A 20,037-nucleotide genomic window follows, 5' to 3' on the forward strand; every position below is an offset into this window, starting at 1 on the left:
ACAGTGCTATTGCTGATAGTACAGGAATCGGTGATATGTGGCTGGCCGGACATCATTATTTACTAAGGATTAAAGCAGCGTTACATCCTCCAAAACCTGATGCCGTTTTTAACGCGTGTTTTATCTCTGCCGTCTTGTTAGTCGTGTTGATGCTTATAGGCGATGTCCCGGTTTCCTCAAAACCTAAAGTCGCGGTGATTAAGCTATGGCGCATACTTTCGGCGGCAAGTATGCTTTCGATCAACCCTGCTGCACCAAGCGTATGGCCATAAAAAGCTTTAACACCGACGGTAGGCACGTGCTGTAAACCGGCGTTGGTAATGGCTTTTGCTTCCATATCATCGTTATAGGGTGTAGCTGTGCCGTGGGCCGATATCGTATCGATGTCGCAGCTTGCTAACTCTGCTTCGTTCATGGCTTGTTGTATGGCAAACTCCAATTCCTCTCCGGTACGCGACGGTCCTGAAATATGGTTAGCGTCGTCAGATACTGCGCCGCCAGTTATCCTGATGTAGCCTGCATACTTTTCATCTCCGGATAAAATAACCGTTGCCGCGCCCTCGCCTAAATTTAATCCGTTGCGGCTGGCATCAAATGGTTTACAGCGTTCGCTGCTCAAAGCCTGGAAAGATTGAAACCCCGACACAACAAACTTTGATACAACATCTGCCCCGGTAACAACCACACTTTGATAAACACCGGATTTGATCAGCCGCGCGGCTGTAATAATAGCCATCACGCCTGAAATACACGCGTTTGAAATTATGATGGGTTGAGTTCCAAAACCGAAATAATCGGCCACTAACTTGGCAGACGTATTTAAGGATATGCGTTGCTGAAGTTCGGCCGTATTATCGTTTGTCTCGAGCAGACTGATGTTGCCTTTGGTTGTAGAAATGATCAACCCTGTTGTTGAACTTTTGGGGTCGATACCTGTGCCGCTTAACGCTTGTTGAACCGAAGCGATCAGCAGCTGTTCAAATTTGGTGTAATTAACGTTACTGCTTAATATTTGCCGCTCTTTGGGGAACAAAGATGCCGCGAGCTGAACATCGGAAAGGTCGGGGCGGTCATGAACCTGAACGCCGGAGATGCCCTTTCTTATACTCACGAAGTTTACAGCGGTGGTGTCGCCCAGGGGCGAGAAAATATTGTCGGCAACCAGGTATACGTGCTTTGCCATCTATCAGTCGGAAATAAATATTTTTAGTTCTGCACTCGCAATTAATTCACTATAGCAAAAAACCTTGCCCCAAACAACCGTTACACCCATAACCTCATCAACTACATTAACTTCTGTTAAAAGTTGATCTCCTTGTGTAGGTAATCTTAAAACCTCAAAATTGTTTACCGCGCCGATAAACCCTTTTTTAACCGGCTCGTTGTTTTGACTAGCAATGAACCCGGCATATGCGGCAGCAGTTTGCGCCATATTTTCTAGCAATCCGCCTTCCTGAAAAATGCCATTGATGCACATCGGATTATCGCCAATAATTTCAAACGAAGTTTTAGCGCTTTTATCATCAGCAAAAACCAACCCGTTAACCATCACAAATGGCTGCTGCTGCGGAATCAGAGTAGTGGCATCTTGTGGAAACATAATTTAAGAATATAGTCCGCCGTTTACAGAGATCACCTGACCTGTGATGTAGCCTGCTTCGGGCGAAGCCAGGAAAACCGCAGCATGGGCCACTTCATCCGGCGTACCAAAGCGCCTTACAGGTATTAAATTTTTTAACTCCTTTTCGTCCAGGCCTTCGGTCATATCAGTCTTGATAAATCCCGGCGCAATGGCGTTTACCGTGATTCCCTGGCGGCCTACTTCCTGCGCAAGTGCCTTGGTGGCACCGATGACACCGGCCTTCGCAGCCGAATAATTGGCTTGCCCCGGTTGACCTTTTAAACCTGATAGTGAAACCACGTTGATGATGCGACCGTAACGGTTCATCATCATATTTTCCAGAACAAGTTTGGTTGTGTAGAAAAAGCTGTTGAGGTTGGTATCCATTACGCCACTCCACTGCTCATCTGTCATCCAGGTCAGCAAACTGTCTCCACGGATGCCGGCATTATTAACCAGCACCTCTATGTGATGACCTGTATGCGCTTCTATCCAGCCACCTAGTTTACCGCGAATGTCTTCTTTATCGGCTACGTCGAATTGCAATAGTTCGCCTGTGCCGTTATTTTGTTGAATGGCGCTAAGTGTACTCTCTGCTTCTGTGGTATTGCTTTTAAAATTGACGAGCACGTGATAACCCATCGCCGCCATGCGCAGGCAAATCGCCTTGCCAATCCCCCTCGATCCGCCGGTTACCAATGCGCACTTCATTTCTTAGTTGGTTATTGGTGCTATAAATGGTGTGGCTGTCTCTAAAAACTCGCGCACATTTTTCTGTGTCTTGTATTGCGGTGCGTCTTCAACAAAAACAGGGAATATTTCGCGCACGCGGTCATAAATTTCTGCAGATGCTGTCGATAACCGGTCGCGGCAACCCATGTGGTCGATCGCTTGCAGAATAGACATCAATTGAATGGTCAAAACCTCGAACGTATTGTCTATCACTTTCTTGGTCATAATAGCAGCGTTGCAGCCCATGCTCACCATGTCCTGGTTATCATTATTGTTCGGGATGCTATGCACATACATCGGGAAAGACAGCGTCTGATTTTCTGCCACGGTAGATACGGCGGTGAACTGTACGCCTTGCATACCAAAATTCAATCCCAACACGCCTAAATTCACAAACGGCGGGAATTTCTGGTTCAGCTTTTGATTTAGCAGATAATTCAACTGCCTTTCGGAAAGCATAGACAATTTGGTTATAGCTATTTTAAGCTTGTCCATTTCCAGGGACACATAATCGCCATGGAAGTTACCGCCGTGAAATACATTGTTATTAATGTGATCTATAACCGGGTTGTCATTTACCGAGTTGATCTCATTCTCTAACACAACGCCCGCGCTGTGGATAGTATCATAAACAGGACCTAATATCTGGGTAACGCAACGAAGTGAATAGTATTCCTGCACCTTGTCTTCAAACACTTCCTGGTTAAGGTTATCGGGATTATATAGATGTTCTGACCGGCTGCGGATAAGTTTACTATCTTTCAATATCGCGCGCATCTGCGCGCCTATCTTACTTTGACCTGGGTGCAGTTTTACCACGTTCAGCTCATAGGAGTAATGGTCATCATAAGCCTCGACGATCTCATTCATCATTGATGACAGCAACACCGACCAGCTCAGCAACTTCTGCGCACGCAGTATATTTACCATCCCGATGCCGGTCATAGCAGAGGTACCGTTGATGATGGCCAACCCTTCGCGGCCCTCAATCTCAAGCGGAGCGATATTCAGCTCGGCGAAAACCTCCGTTGTTGGCCTCACTTCATTTTTATAGATAACTTCGCCTTCGCCGATAAGTGCCAGACCTAAATGGGCTAATTGTACCAGATCGCCGCTGGCACCCACGCCGCCATGTTCAAAGACACACGGTGCCACGTCGTTATTAATGAGCTGGGTCAGTAATTCCAAAACCCTTGCCGGCACCCCTGATCGGGCTTTAATAAAGCTGTTTAGCCTGGCTACCATCAGCGCTTTAACCAAGTGGGTGGGCAATAAGTTTCCGCTGCCGGATGAATGGCTGCGTATCAAATTATATTGCAGTTGCAGCAAGCTGTCATCGCTTATTTTATATTGGGCCATTGGGCCAAAGCCCGTATTTATGCCATAGATAAGTTTGTTTGACGAGAAACTTTTAAGAAAATTATAGTTGGCTTCAACCTCTTCCAGAGCGGCCTTGTCTAATGTTACTCCTTGTTGATGAAAAATTATTTCAGAAAAATCTTGTAAGGGCAATTTACCTTGTCCAACAACTATCATGCGCAGATTCTAATGGTATATAAAACGGGTAAATTTAGAAAATAAATCGGTTTGCCGTTGGTCTTTGGCGAACTTAGGCAGCGCTTACGATTTGAATTTTATACAGCCGCGCGCTTTATCTATCGCCTTAAAAAATTCAGCCCCTTTGTCGTTGGTTAAGCAGACAGCGGTGATGGCACCCGTGCGGTTTTTTTGCAGTACAATGATCAGCGCATAACGGTAATGGCGGGTCTCTGCCGAATCGTTCAAGTTTACCAGATACGATTTGCCCTCATCTGCCTGGTACTGGTTCAATATACGCGGACTAAGGTTACGCACAAAATAATCATTATCAGCGCTAAAGTTGCTGATCTGGTCTTTGGCAAGGCTTAAATAAGCCGAGTCGGCCATTCCTCTGTAATGCCGGGCTAGTTTTTTATAAGAACGCACTGCAAACCATATTTCGAAATCAGAACCTACAGGTGCCATTCCATAGTCCATTTCATTATCATCAGGCAAACGGTTGTTCAGTTCTTTAAATCCTTCGGGAAGATTAAAAGTAATGCCGGCTTCTGTAGTTGCCTTGATAAAAGATTTTAATTGCCTGCTTTGATTAAGCGGCTGGGTTTGTGCACGGGCAATGCCTGCTGTAACAAGCAGGGTCACTATAACAAATATTTGTTTAAATTGCCTCAGAGTAGGTCTCATTGCACTTTCAGGTAATCGGCTGCGAGCCAAAAGCCTTAACGAATATAAGTGTTTTAATGTTTCGCAATACTTTCTTACAAACTTTAATTTTTAACCAATTTGATAAATGGGTATAAAACCACGGCTTAACCGGTTTGACCTTACCATAATAGTTGTCAGCCTCATTATAGGCATGGGCATCTTTAAATCTGCCAATGAAGTTGCCAACCGCGCCGGCCAAACCTGGGTGTTTTTCGCTGCCTGGATTTTCGGCGGGCTGGTAAGCCTTTGCGGCGCGTTAACATTTGCAGAGATTGGCGCCCGTTATCCGAATACCGGCGGTTTTTATAAAGTTTTCTCTTACTGTTATCACCCGGCGTTCGCCTTTATGATCAATTGGGTATTGGTGATCAGCAACGCTGCATCTGTAGCGGCGGTGGCCATCATTGGCGCAGAGTACATCAACCCCATGATCATGCCGGCAAGCTTACAAAATGATACCGGTGTAAAGATCATGACCATAGGCTCGGTACTTATTCTATATGTCGTTAACTTTCTGGGTATAAAAACCAGCGCGCGTACACAAAATGTGCTCACCATTTTAAAGGTGGCCATGATCGTAGTGCTGTGTACACTGATCTTTAAAAGCAATGTTACGCCGAATGCCATTAAGCCGTTGATACATCACGGCAGTTTGATCACATCCTTCGGCTTAAGTCTGGTCGCTATATTCTTTACTTATGGCGGCTATCAGCAAACCATCAACTTTGGCGGGGATATCATAGATGCCAAACGCAATATTCCGAAAGCGATAACCGCAGGGATGTTAATTGTGATATTCCTTTACCTGAGCATCAATTACGCGTACTATCATGTTTTAGGATTAGGCGGTATGCAGAGTACCACAGCCTTAGCGGCAAATTTGGCGGGGGTGTTGTTCGGCAACATCGGTTATAAGTTCTTCTCCATCATGATGTTTGGCTCTGTGCTGGCTTACATTAACGTGAACGTGATGTCTAACCCGCGCGTTTATTACGCCATGGCCGAAGACGGCGTACTGCCGAAGATCTTTATGCGCGTAAACCCACGCACCCAGATACAGGAATTTGGCATGAGCTTTTTTGTGGCGGCTATCCTCATCGTGCTGCTGCTTAACGTCTCTTTTTCTAAGATGCTGAACTATGTAATGTTTTTTGATACCATAGGTCTGTCAATGGCCGCGGTATCGATATTCATCCTGCGAAACAAAACAAAAGAACTGGATGGCACCGGAATTTATACCATCAAATGGTTTCCGCTTATACCGCTTATATTTATCATCAGCTACTGGTTTGTGACCATCAACATTTTTGCCGACAATCCTTTTGCCGCGCTAATCTGTTTAAGCGTTTTCGTGGCCGGATTGATCATTTACTACATCAGCACGTATTTTAAAAGGAAAGCCAACGCGGCTTAATTACGCCTATGGAACTCTCTTATATTTTAAATGAACTTGGCGAAGACAGGGACCAATACTTTAACGCTGTCGCACCGCCAATTATACAAACCAGCAATTTCGCGTTTAAAACCGTTGCCGACTTCCGTAAGGCTTTAGGAAATGAGTTTGATGCCGATCTGTATTCGCGCGGCAATAACCCTACGCTGAATATCTTGCGTAAAAAGTTGGCCGCATTGGATGGTGCCGAGGATGCTTTAGTCTTCAGCAGCGGGATTGGTGCTATCTCCGTGCCGATCCTTTCCTTGTTAAAGCAAGGTGATCATGTTATATCGGTAGAAAACCCCTACAGCTGGACGATAAAGCTGTTCAATAATTTTCTGCCCAAATTTGGCATCACCACTACCTTTATTGACGGACGGGATGTAGCAAACTTTGAGCAAGCCGTACAACCCAACACCCGGCTCATTTACCTGGAAAGCCCGAATACTTTTAGTTACGATATTCAAGATCTGGCGGCTATTGCCGCGCTGGCAAAGCCGCGTGGGATACTGACAATGATCGACAACAGTTATTGCACGCCATTATATCAGCAGCCCATAAAATTAGGGATCGACCTGGTAGCGCAATCGGCAACAAAATATATCGGCGGCCACTCAGACGTGGTGGCGGGCGTTGTCACCGGCAGCCGGGAAATCATTACTAAGATATTTCATAATGAGTTTATGAATATCGGCCCGTCACTGTCGCCACATGCGGCATGGCTGCTCATACGCGGGTTGCGCACGCTCCCGCTACGCCTGCAACGTAGCTTCGAGTCGGCCAAGATTGTTATTGAATGGCTAAGCAAACACACCGCGGTTGCCGAAGTGCTTTGGCCTTTCGCGGATGGCTTTGCACAGGCAGATCTTGCGCGCCAGCAAATGAATGGCTGCGGTGGGTTGTTCAGCTTTATTTTGAAGGATTCATCTTTCGATAAGATCGAGAAATTCTGCAACAGTTTGCAGCATATCCTTATGGCCGTATCATGGGGCGGGCACGAGAGTCTGGTGATCCCGTCCATTGCCGGGGTGCCCGCTAAAGATTATGATCCTGCTAACCGCCGGCATCAATTGATACGCATGTACGTAGGTTTAGAAGAACCTGAATATTTGATCAGGGATTTGGAAAAGGCCATTAATGGATTATAAAAGTGTCTTCGTATATTTAAATTTATAAAACACTTATGTCGTTAGAAGAATATTGGAAATCGCTTGGCTTTCTATCTAATCCTTTTCAGTTTTCAAATGCTGATAAGGAAGTAGAATTTTTAAGTGAATATTTTATAAAACCAGACTACTTTGAAGATGTTTGGGGAGACCCTTATAATCCAGTCTCTAATATAATTTACGCTCCAAGGGGTGGCGGTAAAACTGCCCAACGCATTATGATTGAAAAACGCGCGAAATTAACGGACGATATTTTAACGATTACCTATACGAATCATGATTTAAGTCAGGTTGTCGATATCAATCACGTTGATTTGCAATATCATTTGACTTATCTAAACCGCCTCATGTTACTTGCGTTTTTCAGTCGAATTGAAACTGACGATTTAAAATTTGCATTCGCTTTTAACCTTACTGAAAGACAATACATATATAAGCTAGCACGGATCTACCTTTATGAAACACCTGCATCTTTTCCGAATCAGGCAATAGCATCTCTGAAGACAATTAGTGATCACGCAATTGGATTATGGAATAATTTTAAAGAACCCATTGCTAACATTATCAGACAAATATCCAAGGCCAAGGGTATAGAAATAGATTTATCAAAAGTAGAGATTGATAAAAAACTAGTGATGAGTCATAAAGACAACTTTATGAATATATCCTCTCTACTTAGAAGAGTTGGCTACAAAAGCTTGATGGTGTTAATTGATAAGGTTGATGAACAGAGCCTAACAGGAAACAACCCAGAAGCCAGTTTTAAACTAATTGAGGTACTGCTAAAGGATTTAGAGTTGATTGAAACGCCGTTTGTGTCATTTAAATTTTTTTTGTGGGATGCAATCAAACAATACACTGTGGTAGCAGCCCGTCCCGATAGAGTTTTTCCATATGATTTAAAGTGGACGTGGAGCCAAATGCAGGAAATGCTAAACCAAAGGGTTAAATCATACAGTAAAGGTAAGGTGACTGAGTTTCTGTCATTGGTACCTTCAACCAAAATGCTTGGAAGAATCATCTTGTTTTCCGAACTCTCCCCAAGAGATTGCATAAGAATTTGCAATCGTATACTTTCAGAACAATTTAAAACAGATCCAACATCAAAGGTTTTTACTGAAGATGTAATTAATCAATCATTGGAAATATTTTGTAAAGAAAAAGCGCAAGAACTGATTACAAACGCTAACAATTTGCGGTATTTAACTAAAACAAACAGGGTATCCTTTACCATTGAAGATTTGGTGAAAAATAAGGTCGCTTCTGATTCACCGGCAGTGCGAAACATAATTTATCCATGGACGACGGCTGGCTATTTAAAAAAAATCGGTCTTCAAAGTAGAAAGCACGCAAAAGCGGTAAATGAATATGCTTTTCAAGATATAAGACTTGCTTATATGGCCTGCCCAACGCTAACAATTGAGGAGTTTGTTCGGTCCAAGGCTTATAGATGTAGAATTGCCTCTTGCCGTGAAGTATTTTATAGAGATTTTGATTCGGGTGATTATACTTGCCCCCAATGCAACACGGCGGCATATTCCTAAAAACAAAGCGCCCTTGCTTTCGCAAAGGCGCTTGATATTCTTAGTTCCCTCTCTTTCGGAAGTCCCGATAGCTATCGGGAGGGGAGAGGTCGATTTGGGGTTAAGCCTGCTGCCTGCGGATAATGTTCAACGCGCCGCCTGCTTTAAACCATTCTATCTGCTGTGCATTGTAGGTATGGTTAACCGGGAATGAATCCGTTGAACCGTCTGCATGGTGCAATACAACTTCTAACTGTTTGCCAGGCGTAAAGGTGGTCAAGCCCAGGATGTCGATCACGTCATCTTCCTGTACTTTTTCGTAATCTGCCGTATCGGCGAAGGTGATGCCCAGCATACCTTGTTTTTTCAAATTGGTTTCGTGGATACGGGCAAATGATTTTACCAATATGGCACGTACGCCTAAGTGGCGTGGCTCCATTGCCGCGTGCTCGCGAGATGAACCTTCACCGTAGTTTTCGTCGCCCACAACAACGGTACCAATGCCATGCGCTTTGTAATCGCGCTGAGTTGCAGGAACCGGTCCGTATTCGCCGGTCAGTTCATTTTTAACCGAGTCAGGACTGTTATTGAAGTAGTTGATCGCACCGATCAGCATATTATTAGAAATGTTGTCCAGGTGGCCGCGGAACTTCAACCACGGGCCGGCCATAGAAATGTGGTCGGTAGTACATTTGCCTTTGGCTTTGATCAGCAGGCGAAGGCCTGTAATGTCTGTACCTTCCCAGGGCGCAAACGGGTCAAGCAGTTGCAAACGTGAAGAATTCGGATCAACGATCACTTCAACCGTGCTGCCGTCTTCTGCAGGTGCCTGGTAGCCGGCATCTTCAACCGCGAAACCTTTTACCGGCAGCTCTATACCCATCGGCTCGTCAAATTTCACCTGCTCGCCGTTTTGGTTGGTCAGGGTATCTGTCAACGGGTTGAAAGTTAGATCGCCCGCGATAGCGAAAGCGGTGACAATTTCCGGAGAGGCTACAAACGCGTGTGTATTTGGGTTACCATCCTGGCGTTTAGCAAAGTTGCGGTTAAACGATGTGATGATGGAGTTTTTGCGGGTAGGGTCGTCGGTATGACGTGCCCACTGACCGATACAAGGTCCGCAGGCGTTAGCCAAAACCACACCGCCGATCTGCTCGAAGGTGTTCAGGTATCCGTCGCGTTCCACGGTGTAACGTACCAGTTCTGAACCTGGTGTTACGGTATACTCAGCCTGTGCTTTCAGGTTTTTATCTGTTGCCTGCTGCGCTATAGACGCCGCACGGGTGATGTCTTCGTAAGACGAATTGGTACATGAACCTATCAGGCCCACTTCCAACCTTTCGGGCCAGCCGTTTTCTTTAACCGCTGCCGCGAATTTTGATATCGGCCAAGCCAAATCGGGGGTGAACGGACCGTTAACGTGTGGCTCCAATTCGCTCAGGTTGATCTCTATTACCTGGTCAAAATAAGCGGAAGGATTCGCGTAAACTTCCTCGTCGCCTGTAAGGTGTTCTTTTATGGCATTAGCCGCGTCTGCTATCTCAGCACGTTTGGTACCGCGCAGGTAAGCTTCCGCTTTTTCATCATAACCGAAGATCGACGTAGTTGCACCTATCTCTGCACCCATGTTACAGATGGTTCCTTTGCCTGTCGCAGACAGTGAACGCGCGCCTTCGCCAAAGTATTCTACAATAGCGCCGGTACCGCCTTTAACGGTCAAGATGCCTGCTACTTTCAGGATAACGTCTTTAGCTGATGCCCAGCCTGATAATTTACCTGTGAGGTGGACGCCTATCAGTTTAGGGAATTTTAGCTCCCAAGGTAAGCCGGCCATTACGTCGCAGGCATCGGCACCGCCAACACCAATAGCGATCATACCCAAGCCACCTGCGTTAGGTGTATGTGAGTCAGTACCGATCATCATACCACCCGGGAAAGCATAGTTCTCTAATACTACCTGGTGAATAATACCTGCACCCGGTTTCCAGAAACCGATGCCATATTTATCAGAAACCGACGACAAGAAATCATAAACTTCTTTATTGATGTCCTTCGCGGTAGAAAGATCTGTATCTGCGCCAATTTTGGCTTGTATCAGGTGATCGCAATGCACTGTAGATGGTACGGCAACCTGCGGGCGGCCTGCCTGCATAAACTGCAATAGCGCCATTTGCGCGGTAGCATCCTGCATGGCCACGCGATCTGGTGCAAAGTCTACATAGTCTGTACCGCGCTGGTAAGTCTGTGAAGCTTCGCCGCCGGAAAGGTGGGCGTATAATATCTTTTCGGTTAAGGTTAGTGATTTACCGGTCGCCTGGCGGGCCGCGTTAATGCGGCTGTTGTAGCGATCGTAAACCCTTTTAATCATGTCTAAATCAAAAGCCATTGTATTTGATTTTTAAAAGTAAAACGTAGAAAATCCGGCAGGAAAGTTCCAATCGGACTAATTCGGCGAATGTACAAAATTTAACAGGCAAAAGGGATATTGGGTTTGCGCAATCGTTATTTAGATGCGTTTTAAATAATGTCAGCAGGTATGGCCTAACTGCTCCGCACTCTGGTAGAAAAAGCAGTTTGACAAGACAGAAGGTCTGTGAAGGGTAGTGGCATTGATTTGCCAGTGTAACACCTGTTACAGATGTGTGACACTTTTTGACGAATTTTGGCAAAAGTGAAACAATGACATTATCATGCATGGTTGATTATCAGCTTCTTGCAACGCTGACATGATAGCGTCAGATACCAATAAGTCAGTATTTGGTAGAGAATCTGTCACATGTTACACCCGTCCATCAGCTGACGGATTAGTGAATTGAGCATTTACAGCCCCAGTTTATCGAGATAGATATCAATCTGTTTATCGCCCATCCCGTATATCGAGTTATCTTTCCAAAATGCCTCATAGATGGCGGGCCGGGATGTAATTCCGCTATTATAAATCTCCAGCAGCGTTTGCTCGATGTAGTTATACCCAGCAGCGTTAACCTCTAAGCGTTTTACATGTGCCTCCATAGCCGGTTTAAGCGCATGCAAGCTGCCCCAGAATGAATTCGTGATAAGCCAGGTCTTTAGATTTTCTGCATCGCCCGCGATATATAATTGCCAGGCTTCAGCAGCGAGTTTAAAGTCGTAATCCGTAAGCTGAATGCGGTCATCGAATAACGTTTCTAACTGCCCGCCACTAAGCTGACCAAGTCCGCGGAAGTTGTCAACGCCCGGAACGGTATCAGGGCAAATTAGGTGTACCGCGCGTTCTGACAGGTCGGTTTGCTGGTTAAGCATTTGCATTACGCCCAGCAGGTTCACCTGGCAAAATAAATCAAACTCGAACCATAGGTTTATCTCATCGTATGGCTCATTGATCTTTGCCAGTTCCGTTGCTTCCCAGTTAAAATATTCCTGCTCAGAAGCATTATACGTATTGCTGATCCATTGCGCACGCATTTTCCAAAACCCGGCATCCAGTGTGTTTGCAACCGGCCCTTCGGACAAAGTTTCCCGCCAGATGAGGGTATCGCCCTCAATACCGCAATCTATAAAACCGGGTAAGGTTGCGTCGCCGTTGAGAATGTGTAAGGTTTGAGAATTCATGGATATAGTTATTCCCCCAATAAAGCTTTCAGCGTATCTATACTGTCCGCCTCTTCTTTGGGTTTATCTTGCCGCCAGCGCAAGATACGCGGAAAGCGCAACGCCACGCCAGATTTATGCCTGTTGGATTTATTAATACCCTCGAATCCTATCTCGAAAACCAACTCGGGTTTTACTGTACGCACCGGCCCGAACTTCTCCAGCGTATTACGTTTGATGAAATAATCCACCTTGTTGATCTCGGCATCAGTCAAACCTGAATAAGCTTTGGCAAACGGCACCAGCTTGTCGCCGTCCCATACGGCAAAGGTGTAATCAGTGTAGAGGTCTGCACGGCGGCCATGGCCTTTTTGCGCGTAGATCATCACCGCATCTACTGATAGCGGGTCTATTTTCCACTTCCACCAATCCCCGCGGCGGCGGCCCACCTGGTAGGTGGCGCTCTTGCGTTTCAGCATGATACCTTCGGCTATTTTCTCGCGCGATTGTCCACGGATTACTGCCAACTCATCCCACGAATTGAAAGTAATCAGCGGTGATATATTGAAGATGTTGGGATGAGGCGTTTGGCCGTGCAGCTCTTCCAAAAGCACGCGTCTTTCGGATTGGGTTTTGTAGCGAATATCCTCACCTGCATATTCCACGCAATCATATGCGATGAGCGAAACCGGGCTGTCTTCCAATATCTTTTTTGATAAATTCTTCCGCCCGATACGCGTTTGCAAAACAGCAAAGGGCAGGGGCAAGCCATCCCTAAAACTTAGTATCTCACCATCTATCACTGTGCCGTTGGGCCAGGCTTGCATAAAAGGATGCAATTCGGGGAATTTTTCGGTAGCCAGGTCTTCGCCCCGGCTCCAAATAAATAATTGCCCATCGCGTTTGATCAATTGTGCACGTATACCGTCCCATTTCCATTCTGCCTGCCAGTCGGCAGCATCGCCCAGTGAGTTTTGCAGATCCTCTACGGATTTCTGCACGGTTGAAGTTTCCTGGATGGGATAAGCCAAAAAGAACGGATAAGGCCTGGAGATGTCGTCTGCGGCTTGCTGCGGCTCAGCCAATTGGGCATAAGTGTAGTCCTCAGGCGCCCAGTTACCCATAATGCGGTGGGTCATTACATTGGTATCAAGGCCTGCAATGTCGGCCAATGCCTTAACCACCAGGTTTTGTGATACCCCCACACGAAAGCTTCCCGTAAGCAATTTGTTAAATACAAAGCGTTCTTGCGTATCTAAATTATTCCAGGCGTTTTGCAGCCAGGCTTTTTTCTCATCGTCGGTTGCTGCAGCGATGGCATTTATCTCCGCGATCCATTCAGTTAACGTTTTACTGTTTGTCGATTCTGTATTCTGCGGAAAAAGCAATGCCATGGTTTCGGCAAGATCGCCTACAACATGGTAACTCTCTTCAAACAACCAGGCAGGGATATTGAGCGACTCAATAGCCCACAACCGCACATTGGTACTGTTAATTGGCCTGCGTGGTTTGCGCCCGGTAAACAATGCCAGCATGTGCATCTTATCCGTATCGGGCACACGGTTAAAGTAATCCTTCAGGATCTTAACCTTCTCATTGGTTTTGTTGGTCTCATCCAGTGAGAGAAAAAGTTGGGCGAAAGCTTTCATGCGATCCCCGACCTCTCCCCGGCCCTCTCTTTTTGTTCAACATCAGATTCAGTGCTTTCTTTTTGTTCTCCTTCAGCAGGTTGAGGAGGCTCACCTTCATCATCTTCTGCGCCGTAAAGTGTATGCACCTCGCGGGCGTTAAAACCAATCTCACTTAAATATCTCGTAAAGCTGGCGGTGTAGCCATGGGTGAGGTACACACACTCGCAGTCAGTAGCATCAATGGCACTGATAAGCCCGGTCCAGTCGGCATGGTCAGACAACACGAAGCCTCGGTCGGCAGCTCGGCGGCGCTTCGCGCCGCGAATGGCCATCCAGCCCGAGCAGTAGCCAAAACTATACGGCCCGAACTTACGCATCCAGGGCGTACCAACAGACGAAGGCGGCGCCAGGATGATACCTTTACGTACTTCATCTTTTATAGACTCTTTGGTGATGCGCTCCGTAGGATTTAAAATGATACCATTTCTTCGCAGCGCCTCATTGGTATTTTCAATTACACCATGGGTATATACTTTGCCGATGCTGAGATCAAGGTTTTGTAAGATGCGCTGCGCCTTACCAAGCGAGTAACCCGCTACAACGGTAGCCAACCCCCGTTCCACGTTATGCCGCCACCAATTGTTCATATCATCGAAAATCTGCGCCTGAGGCTTCCATTGGTAAACCGGCATCCCAAACGTGCATTCTGATATAAATTGATGGCACCGTACAGGTTCAAACGGCGCGCAAACACCATCGTCCTCGGTTTTATAATCGCCGGAAACCACCCAAACCTCGCCCTGGTATTCTATTCTTATTTGTGCCGAACCAATGACATGCCCTGCCGGGAACATGGAAATTTCCACGCCATTCTTCATCACCTTTTCACCGTATTCAACCGTTTGCAGGTTTATCTCGCCAAGCCGGTGGAGCATTACTTCGCGCGATAAGTGGTGAGCCAGGTAACGCTTATGACCGGGATAAGAGTGATCTGCATGGGCGTGAGTAATCACCGCGTCATCAACAGGCTTCCACGGGTCAACGTAAAACTTCCCTTTAGCGCAATAGATGCCCCTGTCCGTAAATTCAAGCAAAGGTGCTCTTGGCATATAGCAATAACGGCGCTTACGCACATTAGTTTTAAAGCGGCGATGAACACATTATTGATGTCGTAAATCACCCGTTATTTTGTCGGGTTCAATACTTACACGATTATCGGTCTCAACTTACATTTGTATCATACCAAACAATAAAAATATGGCAACTCAAATTTTTGTTAACCTGCCGGTTAAAGACCTTGACAAGTCAATGTCTTTTTTTGAGGCCCTGGGCTATCACTTTAATCCGCAGTTCACTAATGACCAGGCAGCATGTATGGTGATCAGCGATACCATTTATGCTATGCTGGTAACACATCCTTTCTTTGCTACCTTTACCGATAAGGCCATTGCGGACGCTACCCAAACTACAGAAGTGCTGGTTTGCCTTTCTGCGGAAAGCAAAGACGCGGTGAATAGCATGGTAGAGAAAGCGGTGAACGCAGGTGGCAAAACAACGCGGCAACCAACAGACTACGGCTGGATGTATGGTTGGGGATTTAATGACCTTGACGGACACATCTGGGAAGTTGCCTGGATGGATATAGCAAACATGCCAAAACCATAACACCATGAATAAATTAGCAAAAGAATTTAAAGCTGTAAGTTTAGATCTGAAACAAACGATCCATAATTTCGATGACGAGCAGTTTAATAAAGTGCCGGGCATAGGCGGCTGGACGGCGGGCCAGGCCGCTGAGCACATCCATAAATCGATGCGCGGACTTCCGCTGTTACTAATGCGCAATACCGTGCCATCAACACGCGAACCGGAGCAGCATGTAAAAACTTTGCGGGACATGTTTCTTGATTTTGAGGCGAAGTATGAGGCAGCGCCGGCATTGCAACCATCGACAGACCATCATGACAAAGATGATCTGGAGCAGAAGATCGTTTCTATATTGGATAAACTTGCAGAAATCGCCGCGACAGAAGACCTTACTCAATTGTGTACCGGCTTTGAATTCCCTACCATAGGTCAGCTTACGCGCAGCGAAATGCTCAATTTTACCAGTGCGCATACGCAAAGGCACATCCACCAGATGAAAAAGATCAAAGAAGTTTTATAACCAATTTCTTGTAAACGAACACAGCCCGCAAGTTGCGGGCTGTGTTCGTTTATGTTAAACTATTATTATGGATCGACCTTTGTTGGTGCAGCGGTCATCTTATTTCCCATGCTGGCATAATCAGTAACGATTTGGCCCGCTTCATATTTTAAGAAATCAAGGTCTTCATTCTTAGGGCGCGGAGCTCCCTTTTTCAATGGCTGTAAGCCCATCGCAACCCGGCGCTGATTATCATGCTCAAGGCTGCGTGCTTCGTCGGCATCACGTTTTTGCTTCAATTGCTGTTCATTAAGGGTGATGCTTTTTTCAGCATCCCGTTTTTTGAAATCGGCGATATCTTCCAGCAAATATTTATAGCTCACGTTGTTTGCCATACGGCTGTTGTGCATTTGCTTTAAAGTTGGCAATACGGCGCTAAAGTCGCCCACTTTGCTGTACGGGCTTGGCTGTATCATATCGTATGGTAACGCGGATGGTTCGGTATCTTCGCCATATTTATCCAATGGGATAATTGCCGGGAAGCTAATGTCAGGTGTAACACCTTTATGCTGCGTACTGCCGCCGCTGATGCGGTAAAACTTGGCCATTGTCAAATTCAACTGACCAAATTTAGACTGTGAGCCTGCAACCTTTTGTTTATTGGTTACACGGGCGATCATGTCGCTAACCGATGGGCTGATCACCTGGTCAAGGTCAATTACACTTTGTACAGTGCCCTTACCGTAAGTCTGGGTTCCGATAATTAAAGCGCGCCCATAATCTTGCATGGCACCTGCAAATATCTCTGATGCTGATGCGCTGAATCGGTCTGTTAAAACTGCCATCGGACCTGTCCATGCTATTGCCGGATCTTCGTCCTGGTCAACTTCAATTTTATTTTTTACATCCCTAACCTGTACAACCGGACCTGTTTTAATGAACAAGCCGCTTAGATCGATTGCCTCCACCAAAGAGCCGCCGCCATTTTGGCGAAGGTCCATTACTACGCCATCAACGTTTTGCCTCTTTAATGTATCCAGGATTAGCTTAACGTCACGGGTGGTGCTTTTATAATTAGGGTCACCGGCTTTGTAAGCGGCAAAATCAATATAAAACGCCGGTACATTTATGATGCCTATTTTATACGTGCGGCCATTCTCGTTATAAGTTTTAATTTCTTTCTTTACCGACTGATCCTGCACCACAATTTTTTCGCGAACCAACTCTACCACGTGTGGCTTATCTGCCAGGCTTTTTCCTTTTGACAATAATTTCAATCGAACCAAGGTTCCCTTCGCGCCACGTATTAACGTTATCGCGTTATCAACCCTCCAGCCAATAATATCCTGAAACTCGCCGTTGGCGCCCTGGGCTACCGCGACTATACGGTCGTCAACATAGATCTGCTTGCTCTTGTCTGCCGGCCCGCCCGGAACAATACTTTTTATAGTTACATAATCATTTTCCGATGCGAGTGTAGCCCCAATACCTTCCAGTGTCTTAGACATCTCAATATTGAACTGCGCAGCATTTGCCGGGTTGAAGTAGGTTGTGTGCGGATCGATAGAATTAGTCACCGCGTCCATAAAGAATTGAAAAACGTCCTGGTTGTTCAGTTTATTAAACTGACTTATCAGGTTCTCGTAACGCTTTTTGAGCGTCTCTTTATTTTTGGCTTCATCTGCGCTGGCCAACCTAAGATTTAACAAGTCGTATTTTACACGTTTTGTCCACAAGACATTCATGTCTGCTTCTGAAGCGACAAAAGGCAGGCTATCACGGTCGTAAACAAAGTCCTCATTCTGGTTGAAATCGAATTTGTTGTTCAATTGCGAAAGTGAATATTTGATGCGATCGTTATAACGTTTCTTGTACACGTTAAACATTTGGAATACATCATTGAGATTACCTTCCTGAATGTCATCGTCCAGTTTCAATTTATAAGTTTCAAATTGTTTTACATCTGATGCTAACAGGTAGTTGTGGTTTTCATCTAAAGATTTGAGGTAACGGTTATAAATGATCTTGGACAAAGAATCATCAAGCGGAACCTTTTTATAATTATAACGGCTGATGAGGCTAGCCACTTCCTTTAATACCACGCTTTGTTGCGCATCGGGCTGCAGATCTCCGGGTGTAGTAACAGGCACTTTTTGGCTTGGAGCGGCATTGCAGGCCAGAGCGGCGCCCAGCACAACCAGCATATAAAATCTCTTGAACATATCTTTTACTGTATTTAAACCGAGGGTGTTATCAAACATTGATAAGAAACTATGAAACGCTAAAGTATATAAAAAGAGACAGCCACAAAGCTGTCTCTCATTTTTACTAATACAATATTACGTTATAATGTTTCAAATATTGTCAAGAAGCATTGCCGGTGGCGCAGCAATGGCTATCAGTTTACTGACGCTGTTTCTGCTTTGGCGTTGCTGGCGTAGCGTAACTCTGTTTTGGTGTTGAGCACACGGCTAAGCTGAATGGCTTTCAACTTTTTTTCTACGCTGATCACGTCTGTCAACCAGCCATGTGCCGATGCCATGTCGCGCGCCTCGAACAGGTCGTCCTGGGCAAGGACGAAATCGCCTATCTTCGATTTAACTTCAGCGAGATTAAGCAGGTTACTGATGGTTAGCTTATCGTTGTTTTGCTGACGCGATAACATGTTGCTTTGCAAAAAGAACCACTTGGCTTCTGAGTACCTGCCTTGTTGAATATACAATTGTGCAAGCTCGCTAAAATTGTAACTAGCCAAGTCATAAACCCTAAAGCGCATATTATGCTGAGCGGTTTTCATCACTGTATTTTCGGCAAGCTCTAAGCTGTACTCGCTCTGCGCAAGGTAAGTCCGTTTTAATTTAACGACCTTATTTACCTTTTTAGAAAATCCCTTAATGGTATTATCCGTAACCGGGCTGAGCTGAGGGTAACGCTCATTTTTTGCCGAAGCAGACATAGTTAAAGCACAAAAACAAACAAGTAGGATTGCCTTCATAAATTTTTTGCCCTGGGTTTAATCAAATTAATTAGTAAGCAAATATAATAAATCGTTTGCTTAATTAATTATCATCAACACGTAAATATAGCAGTTACTAATTGAAAACCTGCACGTTGCCATCATGACTTGCCCACACCATGTACGGATGTGTGTCGGCATGAAAAACATCGCCATTCTTCGCAATACCTATCACGCCGGCAAAGCCATCGTAAGGCTTCATTTCATCAAGCGTTTTCTTAGTCGCCGCTTCAATAGTAAATCCGTCGGTAACCCTGGTTACAATGGTAGACGCTACGGAAGCGCTTACAATATCCTCTCCCACGCCCGTGCAAGAGATTCCGGCAAATTGATTAGCATAATTACCTGCCGTTGTCGCTGAGTCGCTCACGCGCCCAGGCATTTCAAATCCCTTGCCGCCTGTCGACGTTCCGGCTGCAATATTCCCCTCAGCGTCCAGCGCCACACAGCCAACCGTTCCCAAGCGGATGGAATCGCTAAGCTTCTTTTCGTATTCCTGCCTGCGCTGCGAAATTTCGGGGTTGTAATGTTCAAAGCCATGTTCTCGTGCAAAATCTTGTCCGCCTGTGCCGCTCAGCACGCGGTCAGGGAATGCCATCAACTTTTCCGCAACCTGGATGGGGTTTTTTATGTCCTCAACATTTATCACGCCGGACAGCTTTTGCGTTTTTCCATCCATTAATGCGGCACTAAGCCTGATCTTCCCATCGCTTTGTATCTGCGAGCCTGTACCTGCATTAAAGAGGTCGCAGTCCTCCAACAAAGAAACTGTGTAAACCACGGTTTCCGTAGCAGTATGTGTTTGTAAATACTCGTAACCTTTGGTCACGATATCACGCAAAGCCTCCTGTTTCGCCTTTTTGACTTCCTGGTTGGTAAGCGATTCGCTAAAAAATCCGCCGTGTATAATGAGTTTCATTTAACCTCTTCCTAACCCTCTCCAAAGGAGAGGG

General features: G+C 45.7%; 17 protein-coding genes. 5 read left to right on the forward strand and 12 right to left on the reverse strand.

Going from position 1 to position 20,037, the window contains the following annotated elements; genetic code table 11:
• Positions 1-55 precede the first annotated feature (55 nt).
• The 5 genes from GO620_RS14280 to GO620_RS14300 form a co-directional block, all read right to left on the reverse strand.
• Entirely contained in the window at positions 56-1,183 is a 1,128-nt protein-coding gene (locus GO620_RS14280) for a beta-ketoacyl-[acyl-carrier-protein] synthase family protein (RefSeq protein WP_157524443.1), read from the reverse strand.
• 3 nt (positions 1,184-1,186) lie between these two features.
• Positions 1,187-1,600: a 3-hydroxyacyl-ACP dehydratase gene (locus tag GO620_RS14285; protein ID WP_157524444.1), complete on the reverse strand. Its 414-nt coding sequence runs from the start codon at positions 1,598-1,600 to the stop codon at positions 1,187-1,189.
• A 3-nt stretch (positions 1,601-1,603) separates the two neighbouring features.
• Positions 1,604-2,332 (reverse strand): 3-oxoacyl-ACP reductase FabG, encoded by a 729-nt coding sequence (fabG, locus tag GO620_RS14290; RefSeq protein WP_157524445.1) that lies wholly within the window; start codon positions 2,330-2,332, stop codon positions 1,604-1,606.
• Positions 2,333-2,335: 3 nt separating this feature from the next.
• Positions 2,336-3,889 carry an HAL/PAL/TAL family ammonia-lyase gene (locus tag GO620_RS14295; RefSeq protein WP_157524446.1) on the reverse strand — a complete coding sequence of 518 codons (1,554 nt, stop codon included), beginning with the start codon at positions 3,887-3,889 and terminating at the stop codon, positions 2,336-2,338.
• An 84-nt stretch (positions 3,890-3,973) separates the two neighbouring features.
• Positions 3,974-4,576, reverse strand: a complete 603-nt coding sequence (locus GO620_RS14300; protein ID WP_157524447.1) for a hypothetical protein — start codon at positions 4,574-4,576, stop codon at positions 3,974-3,976.
• A gap of 106 nt (positions 4,577-4,682) precedes the next feature.
• Here GO620_RS14300 and GO620_RS14305 point away from each other — a divergent pair, with 106 nt between their 5' ends.
• Genes GO620_RS14305 through GO620_RS14315 form a run of 3 tightly spaced genes read left to right on the forward strand, consistent with a single transcriptional unit; the run spans position 4,683 to position 8,742 of the window.
• The gene (locus GO620_RS14305) at positions 4,683-6,011 is read left to right on the forward strand and encodes an APC family permease (RefSeq protein WP_157524448.1); all 1,329 of its coding nucleotides are present in this window, start codon (positions 4,683-4,685) and stop codon (positions 6,009-6,011) included.
• An 8-nt stretch (positions 6,012-6,019) separates the two neighbouring features.
• Positions 6,020-7,180: a trans-sulfuration enzyme family protein gene (locus GO620_RS14310; protein WP_157524449.1), complete on the forward strand. Its 1,161-nt coding sequence runs from the start codon at positions 6,020-6,022 to the stop codon at positions 7,178-7,180.
• A 35-nt stretch (positions 7,181-7,215) separates the two neighbouring features.
• Positions 7,216-8,742 carry a P-loop ATPase, Sll1717 family gene (locus tag GO620_RS14315; protein WP_157524450.1) on the forward strand — a complete coding sequence of 509 codons (1,527 nt, stop codon included), beginning with the start codon at positions 7,216-7,218 and terminating at the stop codon, positions 8,740-8,742.
• Between the two features lie 100 nt (positions 8,743-8,842).
• Here the strand turns inward: GO620_RS14315 and GO620_RS14320 are convergent, their stop codons facing one another.
• From GO620_RS14320 to GO620_RS14335, 4 genes are all read right to left on the reverse strand, one after another.
• Positions 8,843-11,107 (reverse strand): aconitate hydratase, encoded by a 2,265-nt coding sequence (locus GO620_RS14320; protein WP_157524451.1) that lies wholly within the window; start codon positions 11,105-11,107, stop codon positions 8,843-8,845.
• 434 nt (positions 11,108-11,541) lie between these two features.
• Entirely contained in the window at positions 11,542-12,312 is a 771-nt protein-coding gene (locus tag GO620_RS14325; protein WP_157524452.1) for a DUF1835 domain-containing protein, read from the reverse strand.
• Between the two features lie 8 nt (positions 12,313-12,320).
• The gene (locus tag GO620_RS14330) at positions 12,321-13,940 is read right to left on the reverse strand and encodes an ATP-dependent DNA ligase (RefSeq protein ID WP_157524453.1); all 1,620 of its coding nucleotides are present in this window, start codon (positions 13,938-13,940) and stop codon (positions 12,321-12,323) included.
• On the reverse strand, positions 13,937-15,031 hold the full coding sequence (locus tag GO620_RS14335; RefSeq protein ID WP_157524454.1) for a ligase-associated DNA damage response exonuclease: 1,095 nt from the start codon (positions 15,029-15,031) through the stop codon (positions 13,937-13,939). The genes GO620_RS14330 and GO620_RS14335 overlap by 4 nt, the downstream gene beginning before the upstream one ends.
• A 148-nt stretch (positions 15,032-15,179) precedes the next feature.
• Between GO620_RS14335 and GO620_RS14340 the strand changes: the two genes are divergently transcribed.
• Together GO620_RS14340 and GO620_RS14345 are read left to right on the forward strand one after the other, a co-directional pair.
• Positions 15,180-15,587, forward strand: coding sequence for a VOC family protein (locus GO620_RS14340; RefSeq protein ID WP_157524455.1), 408 nt, complete (start codon positions 15,180-15,182; stop codon positions 15,585-15,587).
• A gap of 4 nt (positions 15,588-15,591) precedes the next feature.
• The gene (locus tag GO620_RS14345) at positions 15,592-16,089 is read left to right on the forward strand and encodes a DinB family protein (RefSeq protein ID WP_157524456.1); all 498 of its coding nucleotides are present in this window, start codon (positions 15,592-15,594) and stop codon (positions 16,087-16,089) included.
• A gap of 65 nt (positions 16,090-16,154) precedes the next feature.
• Here GO620_RS14345 and GO620_RS14350 read toward each other — a convergent pair whose 3' ends face one another.
• The 3 genes from GO620_RS14350 to GO620_RS14360 form a co-directional block, all read right to left on the reverse strand.
• On the reverse strand, positions 16,155-18,290 hold the full coding sequence (locus GO620_RS14350) for a carboxy terminal-processing peptidase (protein ID WP_157524457.1): 2,136 nt from the start codon (positions 18,288-18,290) through the stop codon (positions 16,155-16,157).
• Positions 18,291-18,466: 176 nt separating this feature from the next.
• The gene (locus GO620_RS14355) at positions 18,467-19,024 is read right to left on the reverse strand and encodes a hypothetical protein (protein WP_157524458.1); all 558 of its coding nucleotides are present in this window, start codon (positions 19,022-19,024) and stop codon (positions 18,467-18,469) included.
• A gap of 136 nt (positions 19,025-19,160) precedes the next feature.
• On the reverse strand, positions 19,161-20,003 hold the full coding sequence (locus GO620_RS14360; protein WP_157524459.1) for an isoaspartyl peptidase/L-asparaginase: 843 nt from the start codon (positions 20,001-20,003) through the stop codon (positions 19,161-19,163).
• Positions 20,004-20,037 lie beyond the last annotated feature (34 nt).

The sequence above is a fragment of the Mucilaginibacter ginkgonis genome (assembly GCF_009754905.2).
GTDB classification, from domain to species: domain Bacteria; phylum Bacteroidota; class Bacteroidia; order Sphingobacteriales; family Sphingobacteriaceae; genus Mucilaginibacter; species Mucilaginibacter ginkgonis.